Genomic DNA, 18,641 nt, shown 5'->3' on the forward strand with positions numbered 1-18,641 from the left:
TTGATCGATGAGCGGTAATGCTCGACAAGATTTTCGTTATATGAAGTCATACGTCCGGCTCTCTCAGAAGCGATCGGCTGAATGGTCTGGACCAGCCGCCGCACGGCATGTGCACGCGAAGTGGGCGCGAGCGGACATTAATACATCGGCAAACACACCGCCGTCCATCGAAACGACACGATTTATCAATTCTTGATATTCTCTGCTTTTCAACGATTATCAATAATCAATTGACATTTGATTTACAGATAATCGAGATGCAGTGTGTGAAAGACCTTTACCTGGTGCGTCATGTTCGTCCGGAACGGAAGTTCACGACCGCCGGGCATTGGCCATCGCCGGGAAAAGGCCATGCGCAGTGATGGGGGCGAAGTCGGTGCTATACGGTGACGCTGACGCATGCGTGATCGCACGTCATGACGCAGTACGCCGGACGGGCACGCAATGCGCACCCGGTCCGGCGTTTCGGTGCACGCGCCGCGCTTACGGGTGATGCCGCACGCCCGCCACGGCCTCTTCCCTCGCGCCTTTCCGACTCAACATCAGCGTGACGATCGCCGACACCGCGAGCGTGCCCGCCACCACATAGAGCCCCGCCGCATACCCGCCCGTCACGTGCTTCAGCCAGCCGATCGCGAACGGCCCAACGAACCCGCCGAGATTGCCGATCGAGTTGATCATCGCGATCCCGGCGGCCGCGCCGGCGCCGGACAGGAACGCGCTCGGCATCGCCCACAGCGGCGCCTTCGCGGCACTGATCCCGATGTTGACGACGACCAGCGCGAGCACGGTCAGCAGCGCGGTGCTCGCCTGCCCCGCGAACACGAAACCGATGCACGCAAGCACGCACGGAATCACGACGTGCCACGTGCGCTCGCCGGTGCGATCCGAATGCCGCGCCCACGCGATCATCGCGACGACGGCGGCAATGCTCGGGATGCCGGTGAGCAAGCCTGTCTGCAACGCGGTGAAGCCGAACTGCTTGACCATCAGCGGCGCCCACAGACCGAGCGTGTACAGCCCGGCCGACGTGCCGAAGTAGATCAGCGCGAGCGCCAGCACGCGCGGATCGCGCAGCGCCTGCCACGCGCCGGCCGTGTGCCCGACATGCGTGTGGCGCGCGTCGGCTTCGGCCTTCAGCTTCGCGATCAGCCAGTCGCGCTCGTCCGCCCGCAGCCACGCGGCCTTCGACGGCGAATCGGTCAGGCACTTGAGCACGACGAAACCGAGCACGACCGCCGGCAGCGCTTCGACGATGTACAGCATCTGCCAGTCGGCGAGCCCGAACATCGGCGGCATCTGCATGATCGCGCCGGACAGCGGCGAGCCGATCGCGGTCGAGATCGGCGCGGCCGCCATGAACCACGCGGCGGCCACCGCGCGTTGCTTCGCGGGGAACCACAGGCTCAGGTACAGGATGATGCCGGGGAAGAACCCGGCTTCGGCCACACCGAGCAGGAAGCGCAGCACGTAGAAGCTGGTCGGCCCGGCCGCGAATGCGGACACGGCCGACACGAGGCCCCACGTGATCATCACGCGCGCGATCCAGATGCGCGCGCCGACCCGGTGAAGAATCAGGTTGGACGGCACCTCGAACAGGAAGTAGCCGATGAAGAACAGCCCGCCGCCGAATCCGAACGCGGTCGGCGACAGGCCGATCGCGTGGTTCATCGTCATCGCGGCGAAGCCGACGTTGACGCGATCGAGAAAGCTGACGAAGTAAAGCAGCATCACGAACGGAATGATGCGCCACATCAGTTTCCGCGCGACACGGGTTTCCAGTTCCGCTTGCATGTGTCTCCTCCTTCGAGGTCGAGCCGTGCTCTGTCTGTGAATGCTCGCCGGCGCCGCCACGAAGCGTGCGGGCCGGCGCCCGGCTCGCGTCGAACGCGCGAGTCGCGGGCAGGAAAATGCGGCGGGCGATGAACGGGCGGCAGCCGCGTTACCGGTTGCGCGCGCACACCGCCGTGATCGTCAGGATCGTCAGGCGGTAGTCACCGCGTTCGCGACGCGCTCGCAGACGGCTGCCGTCACCTGCGCGGTGGTCGCGCTGCCGCCGAGATCGCGCGTGTGCAGCGACGGGTCGGCCGTCACGGCCTCGATCGCCTGCATCACACGCGCGGCGGCCTCCGTTTCGCCGAGATGCTCGAGCAGCATCACGACCGACCAGAACGTGCCGACCGGATTCGCGAGCCCCTTGCCCATGATGTCGAATGCGGAGCCGTGGATCGGCTCGAACATCGACGGATAACGACGCTCGGGATCGATGTTGCCGGTCGGCGCGATGCCGAGGCTGCCGGCGAGTGCGGCGGCGAGATCACTGAGGATGTCCGCGTGCAGGTTGGTCGCGACGATCGTGTCGAGCGACGCCGGCCGGTTGACCATGCGCGCGGTCGCCGCATCGACGAGCTCCTTGTCCCACGTCACGTCGGGGAATTCCTGCGCGATCTGCTTCGCGATCTCGTCCCACATCACCATCGCGTGCCGCTGCGCGTTGCTCTTCGTGATCACGGTCAGCAGCTTGCGCGGACGCGACTGCGCGAGCCGGAACGCATAGCGCATGATGCGTTCGACGCCGGCGCGCGTGAGGATCGACACGTCGGTCGCGGCCTCGATCGGATGGCCCTGGTGCACGCGGCCGCCGACGCCCGCGTATTCGCCTTCGGAGTTCTCGCGGACGATGACCCAGTTCAGGTCGTCCGGCCCGCAGCGCTTCAGCGGCGCGTCGATGCCGGGCAGGATGCGCGTCGGGCGCACGTTCGCGTACTGGTCGAAGCCCTGGCAGATCTTCAGGCGCAGCCCCCACAGCGTCACGTGGTCGGGTACGTCGGGGTCGCCCGCCGAGCCGAACAGGATCGCGTCCTTGTCGCGCAGCGCGTCGAGGCCGTCGGCCGGCATCATCGCGCCGTGCTGGCGGTAGTAGTCGGCGCCCCAGTCGAAATCCTCGAACGCGAATGCAAAGCGATCGCTGCCGCGGGCCAGCGCTTCCAGCACCTGCTTGCCGGCCGGCACCACTTCCTTGCCGATGCCGTCGCCGGGAATCGTTGCGATACGGTAGGTCTTCATGCGGACATCCTCGATTGATCGTGAGCGTGAACGCACTTTACCGAACCGGCAGTGCAGGAACCGGTGCTAGACTCAAAGCATCTTTAACTTCAATTCACGAATCCCGTCATGGCGGATACCGTCCAGCCGGCCGATCTCGGCTTCTTCTCGACGCTGGCCGCATCGGGCAGCCTGAGCGCGGCCGCGCGCGAACTCGGGCTGACCGCGGCGGCCGTCAGCAAGCGGCTCACGCAGATGGAGCGGCGCGCGGGCGTGACGCTCGTCAACCGCACGACGCGGCGGATGATGCTGACGCCCGAAGGCGACGTGTATCTCGACTACGCGCGCCGGATCCTCGACCAGATGGACGAGCTGGGCGAACTGCTCGGCAGCGCGAAGCAACGTCCGAAGGGACTGCTGCGTGTGAACGCGACGCTCGGCTTCGGGCGCAGCCACGTCGGCCCCGCGATCTCGCGCTTCGTCGCGTGCTATCCGGAGGTGTCGGTGCAACTGCAGCTGTCGGTGATGCCGCCGCCGCTCACCGACGATGCGTTCGACGTGTGCATCCGCTTCGGCGAGCCGCCCGACACGCGCGTCATCGCGCGGCGGCTCGCGCCGAACCGCCGGCTGCTGTGCGCGGCGCCCGCGTATCTCGCGCGGCACGGGATTCCCGCTACGCCGCACGACCTGACGCGGCACAACTGCATCGGCATCCGTCAGGGCGACGAGGGTTACGGCGTGTGGCGGCTGACGAGCGGCCGCGGCGCGGCGCGCAATACGGAAGCCGTGCGGATCAACGGCAACCTGACGACGAACGACGGCGAGATCGCCGTGAAGTGGGCGCTCGACGGGCACGGGATCCTGATGCGCGCGGAATGGGATATCCGCGACTATCTTGCCGACGGTCGCCTGGTGATCGTGCTGCCCGACCATGAAACACCGAGCGCCGATATCTATGCGGTGTATGCGCAGCGTCACCAGATGTCCGCGCGGATTCGCGCGTTCGTCGATTTTCTGGCGGAGGAGTTGGGGCGGTTGAGTGCGGTGTAGGGGAAAACCGCGGGGAACCAGGCTCGTCTGGGCGGACATCAAAAAGAAAGTATTCTGGCTAAATGTATCAAACAGTCGCCAGAATATTTATATTCTTGCCAGCCCTCCCAACCTAAACGCACTCACTCGCCGCAGCGATTGTGCTAATATTTTGGCATCTTCGTTATCAAAGCACTAAAATATTAGCGTCATGGCACAGAAGACCGCTCCGCTCCTGCCGGTATCGAACCAGCTGCTCGCCCAATTCGGTGAGCGGCTGAAGCTCGCGCGCCTGCGCCGGAAACTGACCGCCAAGCAGGTCGCGGAACGCGCCGGCATGTCGCCGATGACGCTTCGCTCGCTGGAAGCCGGCGGGTCCGGCGTCACCATCGGCGCCTATCTGTCCGTCATGCAGGTGCTGGGGCTCCAGAACGATCTGGAAAAGCTGGCCGCCGCGGACGAAATCGGCCGCCAACTCCAGGACGCCCGCCTCGTCCAACCACGCACTGCCCGACGCATTGCACCGCCTCGCTCCGCCACCGCGTCCGATCGGCGCAATCGCGCCATCGCGCCTTCCGCCACGAAAGCGACCGACGCGGGCGATACACCATCCGACGCCATCGAACCCGGCGATGCCCGCGGCACAACGGCGGCCGATCTGGTCGCATTGCTGAAGCCGACAAGAAAACGGCATGGGGAGCATCGCGGGAAATGACGACGATCGGTGTCTACGCAGATTGGGACGGTTTGACCGAACCGCGAAAGCTCGGACTCCTGCATAGCCGCAGGACGCGGGCAAGCGAGCGATTCGAGTTCCAGTACGCCTCCGCGGCACTGGCGGCGCCCGAATTCGCAAACGTGCAGATCGATCCGGCAATCGGTCTCTTTGAAGGCCCCCAATATCCGGCCCCGCCGCGGGATGCGTTCGGCGCCTTCACCGATTCCAGCCCCGATCGGTGGGGCCGCATGCTGATGGATCGCAGGCTGGAGCGAGACATTCGTGCCGGCCTGCGGCCGAAAGACACCCGACTCCACGAATCGGACTACCTGCTTGGCGTTCACGACCTTTATCGCGTCGGCGCGCTGCGCTACCGGCTCGACGACGCCGGAGAATTTCTCGACGATCGTCATGATCTCGCTGCGCCGCCGTTTGCGGAGATTCGTGAACTGGAACACGCGAGTCGAGCGCTGGAGGAAGACGTCGACAATACCGCCCCGGATGGCCGCGATTGGCTCACGATGCTCATCGCCCCCGGCGGTTCGCTCGGCGGTGCAAGGCCGAAAGCAAGCGTGGCCGACCATCAGGGCCATCTGTATATCGCGAAGTTCCCGAGTACAAGAGACGACTACGACGTAGGCGGCTGGGAAATGGTAATCAATGCGCTGGCGGCAGGTTGCGGCCTGAACGTCGCCCACGCCGAGGCACGAAAATTCGCGAGCGACCATCACTGCTTCCTGGTTCGGCGTTTCGATCGGACAGCCGAAGGCCGACGTCTGCATTTCGCGTCGGCCATGACCATGACCGGCCACGTCGACGGCGACGATGCGTCGACAGGCGTCAGCTACCTGGAATTGGCCGAAGTGCTCATGCGGCACGGCGCACAACCGAATAGCGATTTGCGCGAGCTATGGGCCCGAATCGTCTTCAACCTCCTGGTCTCGAACACCGACGATCATCTCCGCAATCACGGTTTCATTCTGGTGCCGGGTTCGGGCTGGCGGCTTTCGGCGGCCTACGACATGAACCCGGTCGCCGTCGCCGACGGTCTCAAGCTCAACATTACGGAAGCCGACAACGCGCTCAATCTCGAACTCGCCCGCGAGGTATGCGAATACTTTCGGCTGAAGCTGCAGGACGCCGACGAGATCATCGATGACTTCCGCGGCATCGTCAGCCAATGGAGAACGCTCGCGACACGACTCGCACTGCCCGCACGGGAACAGGAGCGGATGGCCGACGCATTCCATCTCGCGAACGATTGATCCGCCTTCGTTCAGCGCGCCTCGTTCACGCCATCGCCACCTGACTGTCCTCGCGGTCGTTCATCTCGACGATCTCCGGAACCGGCCGTCGCGCCATGGCCCCCGCGACGACCACGCCCTCCCGATCCTGCTCAAACCGCTCGACGATCCAGTCGACGAACGCGCGCACGCCGGGCGATACATGCGGACGCTTCACGTAGACCGCCGACACGGCGATCGCACCCGGCCGCCAGCGCGGCAGCACTTCCCGCAGCCGTCCCGCGTCGATCAGCGGCTGCGCGGCGATACGCGGTGGCTGAATCAGCCCGAGACCATGCACGCCGCACGCCAGATACGCTTGCTCGTCGTCCACGCTGACGATGCCGTCGAGCCGGACCTTGCGCACCGCGCCATCCACCGTGAAATCGAGTTCGGCCGCGCGTTGACCGGGAACGAACGCCCCGCCGACCGCGCGATGCGCGGCAAGCTCATCGAGCGTACGCGGGACGCCGTAGCGGTCGAGATACGCGGGGCTTGCGCACGTCACGCGTTCGAGCGCGCCGAGGCGGCGCGCGACGAGCGACGAATCGGGCAGCTCGCCGAGCCGGATGCTGCAGTCGGTCGCGTCGCCGACGCGATCGGCCGCGCGCCCGGACACACCCAGCATCAACACGAGATCGGGATGCCGTGCGTGAAATTCGCCGAGGGCCGGCAGCACGATCGCACCCGCCACCGATCCCGGCAGCTCGACGCGCAGCGGTCCGCTCGGACGCAGCGCGGCGCCGCGGATACTGGCTTCGAGTTCATCGACGTCCGCCGTGATGCTCAGGCAGCGCCGGTAGTACGCGTCGCCTTCGGGCGTCGCGCGCAGCGCACGCGTCGTGCGCACCAGCAACGGCATGCCGAGCGCCGCCTCGAGTTCCTGCACGGTGCGCGTCGCGGTCGCGCGCGAAATGCCGAGCACCTGCGCCGCGCGCGTAAAACTGTTCATTTCGACGATGCGCGTGAAGATGCGCATCGCGCGGATCGGATTGTCCACCGGACACCCCTGCGTGGTTGCAGCCTGCCGTGACGCGCGTGTGCGCGCGCGCCGTGCATGCATGTCGAGGAAAACCGCGCCGCCGGCGCGGCCGTCAGTTCAGCCGGTTCAGCCGTTCGCCGCCGTGGCGCCGCGCGCCGGCTCGTCGAGCAGCCGTTGCGCCAGCGCGAGGCCGTCGTCGCGGGTCGCCGCCGCGTGCAGCGGATAGCCCCAGACCTTCGCGAACGTGCCCGAAAACGCGTCGAGCGCGACGCGCCGCGTTGCATCGGGCTCGATCGCGATCATCGCGGGGATCCATTCGCGCGACTGCGCGCGGTTGGCCTTGCTCCACTTCGCGAGCTGCTTGCGCAGCTCGTGGTCGCCGGCGTCGTGATCGTCGCCGGACGGCGCGTCGTCGGTCAGAAGAACGAAGCGTTCACGGCGCGCCAGCAACGCGTCGAGTGCATCAATCAGGTGGGTAGGATCGGTGTGCGGCGAGCGCGCGTAACGCAACCAGACAAACGGGAATTCAGTCGTGACGATCTGCATGTCGGCCTCCAGATGAGAACGATTCTCATTTTATGGATCGAGACCCGACACGTCATTTCTCATCCCGGCCAACAGCTTTTTCAATCCGGCCAATCGCGCGCGCCGGCGCGATCCGCGCGTTCAGCGTTGCCGGTCGGTCAGGAATTGCGTCGGCGACTTGCCGGTCGCCTTGCGGAACATCGTCACGAAACTGCTCGCGCTCTCGTAGCCGAGATCGATCGCGATCTGGTGCACGCGGCGGCCGGTCGTCAGCATGCGCAGCGACAGCGCGACGTGCAGGCGCCGGCGCCAGTCGCCGAGGCTCATCCCGAGCTCCTTGGTGGCGAGCCGCGTCAGACTGCGCTCGCTGATGCCCGCGCGCCGCGCGAGTTCGGGCAGCGGCGACTTGTCGGCCGGATCGTCGAGCAGGTGGTCGACCAGCTTGCGCAGCCGGCGGTCGGCAGGCATCGGCAGGTACAGATCCTCGACCGGCGCCGCGACGAGTTCGTCGAGCAGCGTCGCCATGAGCCGCCCCTGCGGCCCGTCGACGTCGTACAGGTTCGGGAAGCTCGCCGCCTTCAGCAGCAACTCGCGCAACAGCGGCGACGCGGACAGCGTGCAGCAGCGCGCGGGCAGGTCGAGCGCGGCGTCGGGTTCGACCAGCACCGCGTAGAACGTCGCGCCGGCCGAGCCGCGCGCCGCATGCGGGACGTCGCCCGGAATCCACACCGTGCATTGCGGCGGTGCGCTCCACACGCCGCCGTCGATCTCGCAATAGATGACGCCGCTCAGCGTGTAGAGCAGTTGCGCCTGGCGATGGCTGTGCCGCTCCAGCCGCCATTCGGGCTCGACGACCGAGCCGCCGAACACGACGAGCGGACGCGGCACGTGATACACGGCGGCGTCCGCTGCGGGATCGGTGTGCGGTGGAAGGTTGCGCATGAAACGGTCGACGAGGGAAGAAGGCGGACGCCGTGCCCGCGCGCCCTTTCGTGCTTATACCAGAAAGGCGCCGGCGCGGCCGGGCCGTTCGCCGGCCGCGCCTGCGGCCGCGCGCCGAACCGAATACAATGCCCCGATCCCCGCCGCTGCGCCAACCTGCCGGAGCCGCCATGTTCGACTTGACCACGCTGACCACCTTCACGGCCGTCGTTCTGGGCCTGTTCCTGATCCCCGGCCCCGCCGTGCTGCTCGTGCTGAGCCGCACCGTGCAGGGCGGGCGCAAGACCGGCATCCTGACCGGCCTCGGCGTCGCAAGCGGCGACTTCGTACACACGCTGTTCGCGGCCGTCGGGCTGTCGGCGCTGCTGATGACGTCGGCGCTCGCGTTCAACATCGTGAAGCTGGTCGGTGCCGCGTACCTGATCTATCTCGGCGTGCGCGCGCTGCTGGAGAAAGCGTCCGATCCGTCGCTGCCGATGGTGTCGCCCGTCACGCCGCTCAAGGCGTACCTGCAGGCGATTCCCGCCGAAGTGCTGAATCCGAAAACCGCGCTGTTCTTCCTCGCGTTCATGCCGCAGTTCGTGCATCCGGAACGCGGCTCGACGTTCGTGCAGTTCGCGGTGCTCGGGCTGATCTTCGTCGTGCTCAGCTCGCTCTACACGACGCTGATCGCATGCTCGATCCGCCCGCTCGGTCGCATCGTGAAGCGGCTCACGTGGCTCACGCGCTGGCAGGGAAAGATCATCGGCTCGATCTTCATCACGCTCGGGCTGCGCGTGGCCGTGCAGCAGCGCTGATGCGCGCGGCCGCATGACGTTTGGCACGGCGCCCGCCGGCGAAGCCCTCTACACCGACTCGCGCCTCGTCGCGGTCTACGACCTGTTCAATGCGGGCGATCACGACTTCGCGTTCTACGCATCCGTCATCGGCGTCGCGCGGCAACGCATTCTCGATCTCGGTTGCGGCACCGGCACGTTCGCGCGCTGGCTCGCGGCGGCCGGGCACGACGTCGTCGCGATCGATCCCGCGCCGGCGATGATCGATTACGCACGATGCCAGCCGGGTGCCGACGCCGTGCGCTGGCACGCATGCGCACTCGACGGCCTGTCGACCTGCGCGCCGTTCGACGCGGTCGTGATGACCGGGCACGCGTTCCAGTGCCTGTTGACCGACGACGCAATCGACGCGGCGTTGCACGGCGTGCGGCGCGTACTCACCGACGGCGGCCGCTTCCTGTTCGACACCCGCAACCCGCGCGTCGCGCCGTGGCGTGCGTGGACACCCGAGCATTCGGCATGCAGCGTCGAATCGCGCGAATTCGGCGTCGTCGATCTCCATCATGCGGTGAGCGCGGTCAACGGCGCGATCGTGACGTTCGACACGCACTACCGTTTCCGCCGCGACGAATCGCGGCTGACGAACACGAGCCGGCTGCGTTTCATCGCGCAATCCGAACTGCGGGCACGCGTGGCGGCCGCCGGATTCTCGTCGGCCGACTGGTACGGCGATTGGCAACGCGCACCGTTCGACGACGCGACGAGCGCGGAGATCATCTCGATCTGCCGTGCATGAGTGCGCGTTCGTTTACATCAGCCCGCAACGTTCCGCGTATCCACCGCGCGTGCGGCCCGATTTCCCGATTAAGGAGCCTCGACCATGCCCTTCCCGCTTGATCCCGCGCCGGTTCGCGCACTGCTCGAATGCTATCTGCGCGCGAAGGACCAGAACCGGCCCGCGCTGATCGCCGACTGCTTCGCGGCCGATGCCGAGCTGAGCTTTTCGCTTGCGAACGACGATATCGATTTTCCGCCGCGCGTGGCGGGCGCGGCAGCCATTGCACGCACGCTGGTCGAGGAATTCGGCGAGCGGTTCGAGCGATGCCGGACCTATTACCTCTGCACGGAACCGGCCGTCGACGCGCATGGCGTCAGTGCGATGCCGTGGCTCGTCGTGATGCGGCAGAAGGACAACGGCGCGTTGCGGATCGGGCATGGCGCGTACCGCTGGCAGTTCGCGTGCGACGGTGAAAACGTGGCGCGGATCGCCGCGCTGCACATTCATATCGCGCGGATGGATACGATCGACGATCCGCGGTCGATGAAGCTCGACATGCTGCATGCGTCGTTCGGGTATCCGTGGCTGCCGGCGCATGCGTTCGCGCGCGGGTTGGCGGATGTCGCGACAGCACAGCCGGATTGGGCATTCCTGGCGCCGTTCCGGAGGGCAGCGGCGGAAGTAGTAGCGGCATAACCAAACCCGCACCCGCACGCGGACAGAGCCTTCCGGTACCACGCAGCATCCGCGCCGCCGCACTTAACGCACCGCGTCGAGCACCTGCCGCACGCCGTCCCAATCCAGCCCGAACCGCGCGAGATACTTGCGCAGCCGGTCCGCATCGTTCGGCTGCTTCTTGCTCTGCCGCGACACCGCGAACAACGTGCGCCCGGCTTCCGACAAACTCGCCGACTCACGGCACACGTCGAGCACGCGCTCAAGCTGCGCGCGGTCGAACAGGTCGAGTTCCGCCGCACGCGCACCGATCACCGCGTCGACGCACGTGTCGGATGCCCCCGCGACGCCCGGTAACGACCACGTGCGCGTCAGCCGCTCGACTTCCTGTTCGGCCAGATCCTCGGTAATCCGCCCCGCATCGGCCAGCGTCGCCATCCGCGTGACCGATGCGGACAACTCGCGAAAGTTTCCTGCCCACGCCGCGCGCGGTGACGCCGCGAACGCGAGATAGCGCCGCTTCGCCTCGACGTTGAAACGCACCTGCTCGCCCTGCTCGCGGCCGAACCGGTCAAGCTCGAATTCGAGGTTCGGCTCGATGTCCTCGCGCCGCTCGGCCAGCCCCGGCAGTTCGTACGTCCACAGATTGATCCGCGCATAAAGATCCTCGCGGAACGTGCCGGCCGCCACCATCTGCCGCAGGTCGCGGTGCGTGCCCGCGATCAGCTCGAAATCGCTGGTCGCCTCGACATCCGCGCCGACCGGCAGGAAGCGCTTCTCCTCGATCGCCTTCAACAGCATCGCCTGCTCGTCGAGCCCGAGTTCGCCGATCTCGTCGAGAAACAGCAGGCCGCCGTCCGCCGCGCGCAGCAGCCCCGCGCGCGCCGACTGCGCGCCGGTGAACGCGCCCTTCACGTGACCGAACAGCGTCGACATCGCCGCGTCGCCGCGCAGCGTCGCGCAGTTGATCTCGATGAACGGCCCCGCGAGCCGATGGCGGCCGCGCTTCAGCTCGTACACGCGTTTCGCGAGAAACGACTTGCCGGCGCCCGTCGGCCCGACGAGCAGCATCGGCGCGCGCGAACGCACGGCCACGCGCTCCAGTTGCTCGATCAGCGCATTGAAACGCGCGTTGCGCGTCGCGATGCCGGCCTTCAGGAACGACACCGTTTCGTCGCGCTCGCGCGTGAAGCGCTGCGCGATCCGGTTGTAGCGCGACAGGTCGAGATCGATCACCGACACCGTGCCCGGCCCGCTCGGCCCTTCGTCGGTCTGCCGCGGTGGCCCCGTCTGCACGAGGCGCGCGGGCAGGTAGCGCGCTTCCGCCAGCAGGAACCAGCAGATCTGCGCGACGTGCGTGCCGGTCGTGATGTGGATCAGGTAATCCTCGTGGTCGAGGTCGAACGGATACGCACGCGCGTAGTCGTGCAGCGTCGCATAGACCTCTTCGAAATCCCACGGATCGTGGATCGTCATCGGCGTGAGCCGCACGTCGGTATGCGGCGACAGGCGCGCGAGATCGCCCCGCACCTGTTCGGCGAGGCGCGTGTGGCTCAGCGGATGCAGCAACTCGAGCCGGTCGACCGGCAGGTCGGGCTGCTCGCACAGCGAGATCGTCGGCCGCCATTTGCTGTAGCGGCGCGGCGCGCGGCCACCCAGGTCGAGCACCGTGCCGAGAAAACCGATTGCGACGGTCTTTCGCATGTTTATCTCATGGGATAAGAGGCGATCTGATTGTATCGGATTTTCTCGATCACTCCGCACAAGCAAGGCCGTCTCGAACCCTCTCCACAAACTAAATTTCCCTTTACTTTCAATCGATTAAGAAATTTTTCGAGCGCGACCACGTCCGCTGGCACGCTCCTCGCTAAATAGAAAGCGCCGGATGTCCCGCTGGCCCGCGAGCCAGGGTTCACCAAGCCCTGCTGGTGCGCCGCCGCCGAACCTCGTTCGTCGCGGCAGCGCATGCCGCCATGGACAGATGAAGGCAAAGGGGCGCGCGAGGCATGCCACGTCCGGGTTCGAATCCCGGGGCGCCCGCTGTTCGGAAGCTCATAGGTCGAGCAGCCGGCGAAAGCCGGCCGGTGGCGGGTTCGAATCCCGCTCGAACGCTGTCCGCAAGGACAGTCTCTTGATGGAAGCAGTACCCGCCGGTGCGGGCCGCAAGGCCCGCCGCGCGTCGGACCGGTTACGGTTCCGCGCGATCGGCCGGGCGGCCTGACGGCCCGCGCGAATGCGCACGACGACGCGAGGCAGGATGCGTTGCCGTGCCGCACCCGTGCCGGCCCCGCGCCGCCCGCCCGATTGCGTCGCACCGCGATTCGCACGATGCGCGTCACCCGGCGGTCATTTAAAAAAAGGACAAGAATATGTGGAAGCGTCATGTTGTGAAAAAGAACGAACGCGCACTGCTGATGAGCGAGGGCGATTTCGTGAAGGTGCTGGAACCGGGCGTGTTCAAGGCCTTCGATCCGTTCAAGCGCCTGTCGGTGCAGACCGCGCGTCTCGACGCGCCGCTCGCCGACGAGGCGCTGGCCGACTACCTGCGTCACGATGCGCAGGACGTGCTCGCGCAATACTTCGTCGCGATGGATCTCGCCGACGACGAAGCGGGCCTGCGTTATGAAGACGACGTGCTCGTCGAGATCCTCGCACCGGGCACGCGCCGGCTGTACTGGCGCGGCCTGAGCACGCACCGTCTCGAACGCGTCGATCTCGCGCAGAACAGCATGTTGCCGGCCGCGCTCGTGAAGCGCATCGTGCAACCGGCGCTGCGTGCGCGCGGCGTGGCGGGCCTGACGGGCGTGCTGCTGGCGCAGGTGCCGGCGTACCACGTCGGCGTGCTGAAGATCGACGGCAAGATCGCGCGGCTGCTGGACGCGGGCGTGTCGGCGTTCTGGCGCTTCAACCGCGACGTCGCGGTCGAACTCGTCGACCTGCGCGTGCAGGCGCTCGAGGTCGGCGGGCAGGAAATCCTGACGCGCGACAAGGTCGCGCTGCGGCTGAACCTGTCGGCGACGTGGTGCTATGCGGACGTGCTGCATGCGTTCGGCCAGTTGCAGAAGCCGGTCGAGCACCTGTATCGCGAGCTGCAGTTCGCACTGCGTGCGGCCGTCGGCACGCGCTCGCTCGACGAGCTGCTGGAGGACAAGCAGTCGATCGACGACGTCGTGATCGCGCAGGTGCGTGCACGCCTCGAAAACTCGGGCGTGGACGTGCGCAGCGTCGGCGTGAAGGATATCGTGCTGCCGGGCGACATGAAGACGATCCTCGCGCAGGTGGTCGAAGCGGAAAAGGCCGCGCAGGCGAACGTCATTCGCCGCCGCGAGGAAACGGCGGCGACGCGTTCGCTGCTGAACACCGCGAAGGTGATGGAAGAAAACCCGACCGCGCTGCGGCTCAAGGAGCTGGAAACGCTCGAGCGCGTCGCGGAACGGATCGACCGCATCTCGGTGTTCGGCGGTCTCGACCAGGTGCTGAACGGACTCGTCAGCATCAAGGGCGCTTAGGGCCTGTTCCCGCTAATAACGGGCTTGCGAACGTGCGTTACCGGTCGTAGTGCAAGGAGTGAGGAGCGCCGTTTGGCCAAGCCAAACAAGCGACGATCGACGCCGCAATACGGCCGGCAACGCACGTTCCCCTATTAGGAAAAATTTATTCGTGGGGCTGGCCCCCAGAAGGGCCGATCGCCGCGTCATGCTCCTCGCGAATACGTCGAGTATTCGCTTCGTCGCATTCCTCGCGCTCGGCCCTTCTGGGGGCCAGCGCAAGCCCGTTATTAGCGGGAACAGGCCCTAATGCATGAAACGGCGCGGCATAGAGGTGCCGCACCGCACGAATGAACGAATCAGGTGAAGCAGATGAGCAACATGGATTATCAGTTGATGGAACTGGCGAACGGCAAGCCGGTGAAGATGTGGACGCAAGGCGTTGCCGTCGAGGACGAAGCGCGCGCGCAATTGCGCAACACCGCGCAGATGCCGTTCATCTTCCGCCACGTCGCGGTGATGCCGGACGTCCACCTCGGCAAGGGCTCGACGATCGGCAGCGTGATTCCGACGAAGGGCGCGATCATTCCGGCCGCGGTCGGCGTCGACATCGGCTGCGGGATGATGGCCGCGCGCACGACGCTGACGGCGTCCGACCTGCCGGACTCGCTCGCGGGGCTGCGCAGCGCGATCGAACGCGCGGTGCCGCACGGCCGCGCGCCGGGCCGCCGCGATCCGGGTGCGTGGGGCGATCGCACGCCGGCCGCCGTGACGGAATCGTGGAAAGCGCTGCAGCCGGGTTTCCAGCGGATCGTCGACAAGTATCCGAAGCTGGAAAAGACGAACCACTATGCGCATCTCGGCACGCTCGGCACCGGCAACCACTTCATCGAAGTGTGCGTCGATGAAGCGGACCACGTGTGGTTCATGCTGCACAGCGGCTCGCGCGGCGTCGGCAACGCGATCGGCAGCCTGTTCATCGAACTCGCGCAGGCCGACATGCGGCAGCACATCGCGAACCTGCCGGACCGCAACCTCGCGTATTTCACCGAAGGCAGCCGGCACTTCGACGATTACTTCGAAGCGGTCGGCTGGGCGCAGGACTACGCGCGGCGCAACCGGCAGGCGATGATGGACGCGGTGATCGGCGCGGCGCGCGGCGTGATCGGCAAGCCGTTCGCGGTCGACGAGCACGCGGTGAACTGCCACCACAACTACGTGCAGCGCGAACGCCACTTCGGCGAAGACGTGCTCGTGACGCGCAAGGGCGCGGTGTCCGCGCAGAAGGGGCAGCTCGGGATCATTCCGGGTTCGATGGGGGCGAAGAGCTTCATCGTGCGCGGGCTCGGCAACCCGGAAAGCTTCTGCTCGTGCAGCCACGGCGCGGGCCGGACGATGAGCCGCACCGAAGCGAAACGCCGCTTCACGGCCGCCGACCAGGTGAAGGCGACGCAAGGTGTCGAATGCCGGAAGGACGCGGGTGTCGTCGATGAAATCCCGATGGCCTACAAGGACATCGACGCGGTGATGGCGGCCCAGCGCAGCCTCGTCGAAGTCGTGCATACGCTGCGTCAGGTGGTGTGCGTGAAGGGATAGCGCGACGTGGTCGACAGTCGGTGAAAAAACGAACGGCGCGGTGCCTGCGGGCATCGCGCCGTTTTTACTTGTGCGTACGCCCGGCCCGCTGCCGTCAAGAAACGTACGTGCCCGCACACAGCACATCGCCACACCGGTCGCGACCCGTTGCGGCGGTATACTCGGTCTCGTTCGCCAAAGCGCGCCGCATCACGCGCCGCCGCACTCGACGTGCACCGCTTGCTGACGATGCGCTTGCAGTCCGACGTCTTCCGCCCGCCCATTCACAGCCGATACGAACCGTCATGTCGCACCGCCTTTCGCTCGCCCTCGCCGCCCTCCTCGTTACTTCCCCGCTCGCCGCGCAGGCTCGCCCGCTCGCGCGGCCGCCAGTCGAGCGCGACTTCAAGAGCTGGTCGGTCGTCTGCGACAACGGCAACCGCTGCATCGCCGAAAGCCACGCCGACGATATCGACGATGCACGCACCAGCCTCATCCTGCGCGTGACGCGCGATGCCGGCCCCGACGCACCGGCGTCGCTCGACATCTTCGCGTCGGCACCGCTGGACCTGCGCACCGCCCGCGTCGACGGTCGCCCGTTCGATGCGATGCCGGCTCAATGGCATGCGTCCGGCGACAAGACCAACGACGACGTGCACCCGTTCCGGATCCGGACGAGCGATCCGGCCACGGTTGCCGCGTGGCTCGCGGCGGCGCGCAATGCGCAGCTGCTGAGCTTCGGCGATCCGGCGTCGGCGCAAACCGCTCGCACGCCGTTGTCGGGATGGAGTGCCGCACTGCTGCTGATCGACGACACGCAGGGCCGCGTCGGCACGGTCACCGCGCTGCTGCGCCCCGGTACCCGGCCCGCGTCGTCGGTGCCGGCCGCGCCGGCACTGCCGCCCGCCATCGCGCCGGCGCCGCCCGTCGCCGATCTGTCGGCCGCCGAGCAGCGCCCGCTCGTCGACGCGGTGCTCGCGAAATTCGGCAGCGACGTGAAGCAATGTGCGGCCGATGTCGAAGACGAGATGTCGGCCGGTGATCGCAGGAAGATGTCGCGCGCCGTAGCGATCTCGGCCGACGAAGCGCTCGTCGCGATACCGTGCCAGACGAGCAGCATGTATAACCACACCGACCTGTGGTACCGCGTGCGACGTACGGCGCCGTACGCGCCGACGGCGATGAATTTCGGCGAGAACGCGAACGCGGGCCTCGATTCGGCGTCGTCCGCGAACGAACTGACCGAGGCCGGCTACAATTCCGCCAATGCGACGCTGTCGAGCAAGGTCAGGCTGCGCAGTGCCGGCGATTGCGGCTCGACCGCGTCGTGGATCTTCGACGGCCGGCGCTTCGTGCTCCACGACATCGCCACGCACGGCACGTGCAACGGCCTGTTCCAGGATCAATGGCCGCGCCTGTATCGCCGGGCCGACGCGACAGGCAACCGCTGACGCGCGCATCGCGCCGATACGCACCGAAAAAAACACAACAATCCGAGGGGCCGCCCCATGCATCTCCCGTCCATCGACGCGTCGCGCGCCGCAACCGCGACCGCGACGCAGCGCACGCTCGGCTGGCGCTTCGCGCTTTCGTGCGTGCTGGTCGCCGTCACCGTATTCGCGTTCGCGCCGGCTCACGCGGCAAGCGCCGACGATTCGGTCGAGATCCCGTTCTGGTCGCGCAACTGGACCGGCACGATCGGCAGCCAGCACGTCGACGTGTCGCTGTCGCGCGTCGCCGACACGGTATCCGGCTGGTACTGCTACGCGCCCTGCGCGTCGGACAAACGCTATCGGCTGGCGCTGAAGGGGTCGCTCGATACGCACGGCGCGACGCTGTCGGAACGCGACATCGGCGCGAAGACGAACGCTGATCGCACGACGGGCACATGGCGCGTCGCGTCGCTCGACGGCACGGCGACCGGCACGTGGGCGTCGCCGGACGGCAAGCGCACACTGCCTGTCTCGCTTGCGCCGAAACACGACGGCCGGCCGTTTCCTTACGAGATCCGCCTCGTCGCGGACAAGCTGCCGGACGACAGTGGTTCGTGTAACGACGCGCCGCACGTCAGCGCGATCCGCCTGTACGATCACGGCCGCGTCGTGCAAACGCTGCAGACCGACTCGCACGGCACCTGCAACCTGTTCACGCCCGAATTCGCCGACGTGAACTTCGACGGCTGGCCCGACCTGATGCTCGCGCAATCGATGGGGGCCGGCCCGAACATTCCGTACCAGACGTGGATCTTCGACCCGAAGACGCGGCGCTTCGCCGATGCTCCGCAAGGGCTGCAGGACATCACGTCGCCGGACTTCGATCCCGTGCACCGGATCATCTGGACGAGCTGGCGCGCGAGCTGCTGCGAGCACGGCGTGACGACCTACCGCTGGCAGGGCAACGACGTGAAGGAAATCGATTCGGCCAGCAGCTACATGCTGCCGGTGCTCGACGGGACCACGCGCCGCTATTGCTATGTCATACCCGGTTACGGCGACGGTTATATCGAGTTTCCGGAGCGCATCGAACAGACCGGCACCGGGCTGCGTTCGACGCTGGGCAACCCGAAAGGCTGCGACGCGAGCGATTCGCCGTCCATGACGCGTGTGTATATCGACATCTGGAAACCGGGCACGCCCGGCCACGCACCGACGCTTGTGCGCACCGAGAAGGTCAAGTGGAAACGCGCCCAAACCCGCACCGGCATGAAGTTCTGCCCCGACGTGCCGTTCTACGACAACGGCCGCATCCGCCGCATCGTGCTGAGCGACGATCCCGACCAGTGCAGCGCCGATAACCCTGACAAGAACTAACGCGACGCACGCCTG

General features: G+C 66.8%; 16 protein-coding genes and 1 tRNA gene. 11 read left to right on the forward strand and 6 right to left on the reverse strand.

From position 1 onward, the window contains the following. Positions 1-483 precede the first annotated feature (483 nt). Both ACN22W_RS26475 and ACN22W_RS26480 read right to left on the reverse strand, forming a co-directional pair. Positions 484-1,794 carry an MFS transporter gene (locus ACN22W_RS26475; RefSeq protein ID WP_419687680.1) on the reverse strand — a complete coding sequence of 437 codons (1,311 nt, stop codon included), beginning with the start codon at positions 1,792-1,794 and terminating at the stop codon, positions 484-486. Between the two features lie 189 nt (positions 1,795-1,983). Beyond that, positions 1,984-3,066: a tartrate dehydrogenase gene (locus tag ACN22W_RS26480; protein ID WP_048245328.1), complete on the reverse strand. Its 1,083-nt coding sequence runs from the start codon at positions 3,064-3,066 to the stop codon at positions 1,984-1,986. Between the two features lie 108 nt (positions 3,067-3,174). Here ACN22W_RS26480 and ACN22W_RS26485 point away from each other — a divergent pair, with 108 nt between their 5' ends. The 3 genes from ACN22W_RS26485 to ACN22W_RS26495 all read left to right on the forward strand — a co-directional run bounded on the left by ACN22W_RS26485 (position 3,175) and on the right by ACN22W_RS26495 (position 6,057). Beyond that, a complete protein-coding gene (locus ACN22W_RS26485) occupies positions 3,175-4,095 on the forward strand; it encodes a LysR substrate-binding domain-containing protein (protein WP_419687682.1) in 921 nt (306 codons plus the stop codon). A gap of 190 nt (positions 4,096-4,285) precedes the next feature. Further along, positions 4,286-4,789, forward strand: a complete 504-nt coding sequence (locus tag ACN22W_RS26490; RefSeq protein WP_419687684.1) for a helix-turn-helix domain-containing protein — start codon at positions 4,286-4,288, stop codon at positions 4,787-4,789. Beyond that, positions 4,786-6,057, forward strand: a complete 1,272-nt coding sequence (locus ACN22W_RS26495) for a type II toxin-antitoxin system HipA family toxin (RefSeq protein WP_419687685.1) — start codon at positions 4,786-4,788, stop codon at positions 6,055-6,057. Before ACN22W_RS26490 ends, ACN22W_RS26495 begins: the two co-directional genes overlap by 4 nt. A 25-nt stretch (positions 6,058-6,082) precedes the next feature. On the opposite strand, the gene ACN22W_RS26500 is transcribed toward ACN22W_RS26495, so the two are convergent. The 3 genes from ACN22W_RS26500 to ACN22W_RS26510 form a co-directional block, all read right to left on the reverse strand. Continuing rightward, positions 6,083-7,075, reverse strand: coding sequence for a LysR family transcriptional regulator (locus ACN22W_RS26500; protein WP_419687687.1), 993 nt, complete (start codon positions 7,073-7,075; stop codon positions 6,083-6,085). A gap of 108 nt (positions 7,076-7,183) precedes the next feature. After that, positions 7,184-7,603 carry an ATP--cob(I)alamin adenosyltransferase gene (locus ACN22W_RS26505; RefSeq protein WP_419687690.1) on the reverse strand — a complete coding sequence of 140 codons (420 nt, stop codon included), beginning with the start codon at positions 7,601-7,603 and terminating at the stop codon, positions 7,184-7,186. A 120-nt stretch (positions 7,604-7,723) separates the two neighbouring features. After that, entirely contained in the window at positions 7,724-8,524 is an 801-nt protein-coding gene (locus ACN22W_RS26510; RefSeq protein ID WP_048245324.1) for an AraC family transcriptional regulator, read from the reverse strand. A gap of 170 nt (positions 8,525-8,694) precedes the next feature. Between ACN22W_RS26510 and ACN22W_RS26515 the strand changes: the two genes are divergently transcribed. From ACN22W_RS26515 to ACN22W_RS26525, 3 genes are all read left to right on the forward strand, one after another. Further along, on the forward strand, positions 8,695-9,321 hold the full coding sequence (locus ACN22W_RS26515) for a LysE family translocator (protein WP_419687692.1): 627 nt from the start codon (positions 8,695-8,697) through the stop codon (positions 9,319-9,321). A 13-nt stretch (positions 9,322-9,334) separates the two neighbouring features. Beyond that, positions 9,335-10,096, forward strand: coding sequence for a class I SAM-dependent methyltransferase (locus ACN22W_RS26520; protein WP_419687694.1), 762 nt, complete (start codon positions 9,335-9,337; stop codon positions 10,094-10,096). A gap of 84 nt (positions 10,097-10,180) precedes the next feature. Beyond that, positions 10,181-10,774 carry a nuclear transport factor 2 family protein gene (locus tag ACN22W_RS26525; protein ID WP_419687695.1) on the forward strand — a complete coding sequence of 198 codons (594 nt, stop codon included), beginning with the start codon at positions 10,181-10,183 and terminating at the stop codon, positions 10,772-10,774. Positions 10,775-10,837: 63 nt separating this feature from the next. On the opposite strand, the gene rtcR is transcribed toward ACN22W_RS26525, so the two are convergent. Continuing rightward, the gene (rtcR, locus tag ACN22W_RS26530; protein WP_419687697.1) at positions 10,838-12,457 is read right to left on the reverse strand and encodes an RNA repair transcriptional activator RtcR; all 1,620 of its coding nucleotides are present in this window, start codon (positions 12,455-12,457) and stop codon (positions 10,838-10,840) included. 337 nt (positions 12,458-12,794) lie between these two features. Here rtcR and ACN22W_RS26535 point away from each other — a divergent pair. From ACN22W_RS26535 to ACN22W_RS26555, 5 genes are all read left to right on the forward strand, one after another. After that, positions 12,795-12,865: transfer RNA gene (locus ACN22W_RS26535), tRNA-Phe, on the forward strand. 257 nt (positions 12,866-13,122) lie between these two features. Beyond that, positions 13,123-14,262, forward strand: coding sequence for a slipin family protein (locus ACN22W_RS26540; protein WP_419687699.1), 1,140 nt, complete (start codon positions 13,123-13,125; stop codon positions 14,260-14,262). A gap of 351 nt (positions 14,263-14,613) precedes the next feature. Next, complete coding sequence (locus ACN22W_RS26545) at positions 14,614-15,837, forward strand: RtcB family protein (RefSeq protein ID WP_419687701.1); 1,224 nt, start codon at positions 14,614-14,616, stop codon at positions 15,835-15,837. Positions 15,838-16,121: 284 nt separating this feature from the next. Beyond that, the gene (locus ACN22W_RS26550) at positions 16,122-17,267 is read left to right on the forward strand and encodes a DUF1176 domain-containing protein (RefSeq protein WP_419687703.1); all 1,146 of its coding nucleotides are present in this window, start codon (positions 16,122-16,124) and stop codon (positions 17,265-17,267) included. Between the two features lie 57 nt (positions 17,268-17,324). Next, positions 17,325-18,626 (forward strand): XAC2610-related protein, encoded by a 1,302-nt coding sequence (locus ACN22W_RS26555; protein ID WP_419687705.1) that lies wholly within the window; start codon positions 17,325-17,327, stop codon positions 18,624-18,626. The last annotated feature ends 15 nt before the right edge of the window (positions 18,627-18,641 follow it).

Source organism: Burkholderia theae (assembly GCF_048565265.1).
Classification (GTDB): domain Bacteria; phylum Pseudomonadota; class Gammaproteobacteria; order Burkholderiales; family Burkholderiaceae; genus Burkholderia; species Burkholderia theae.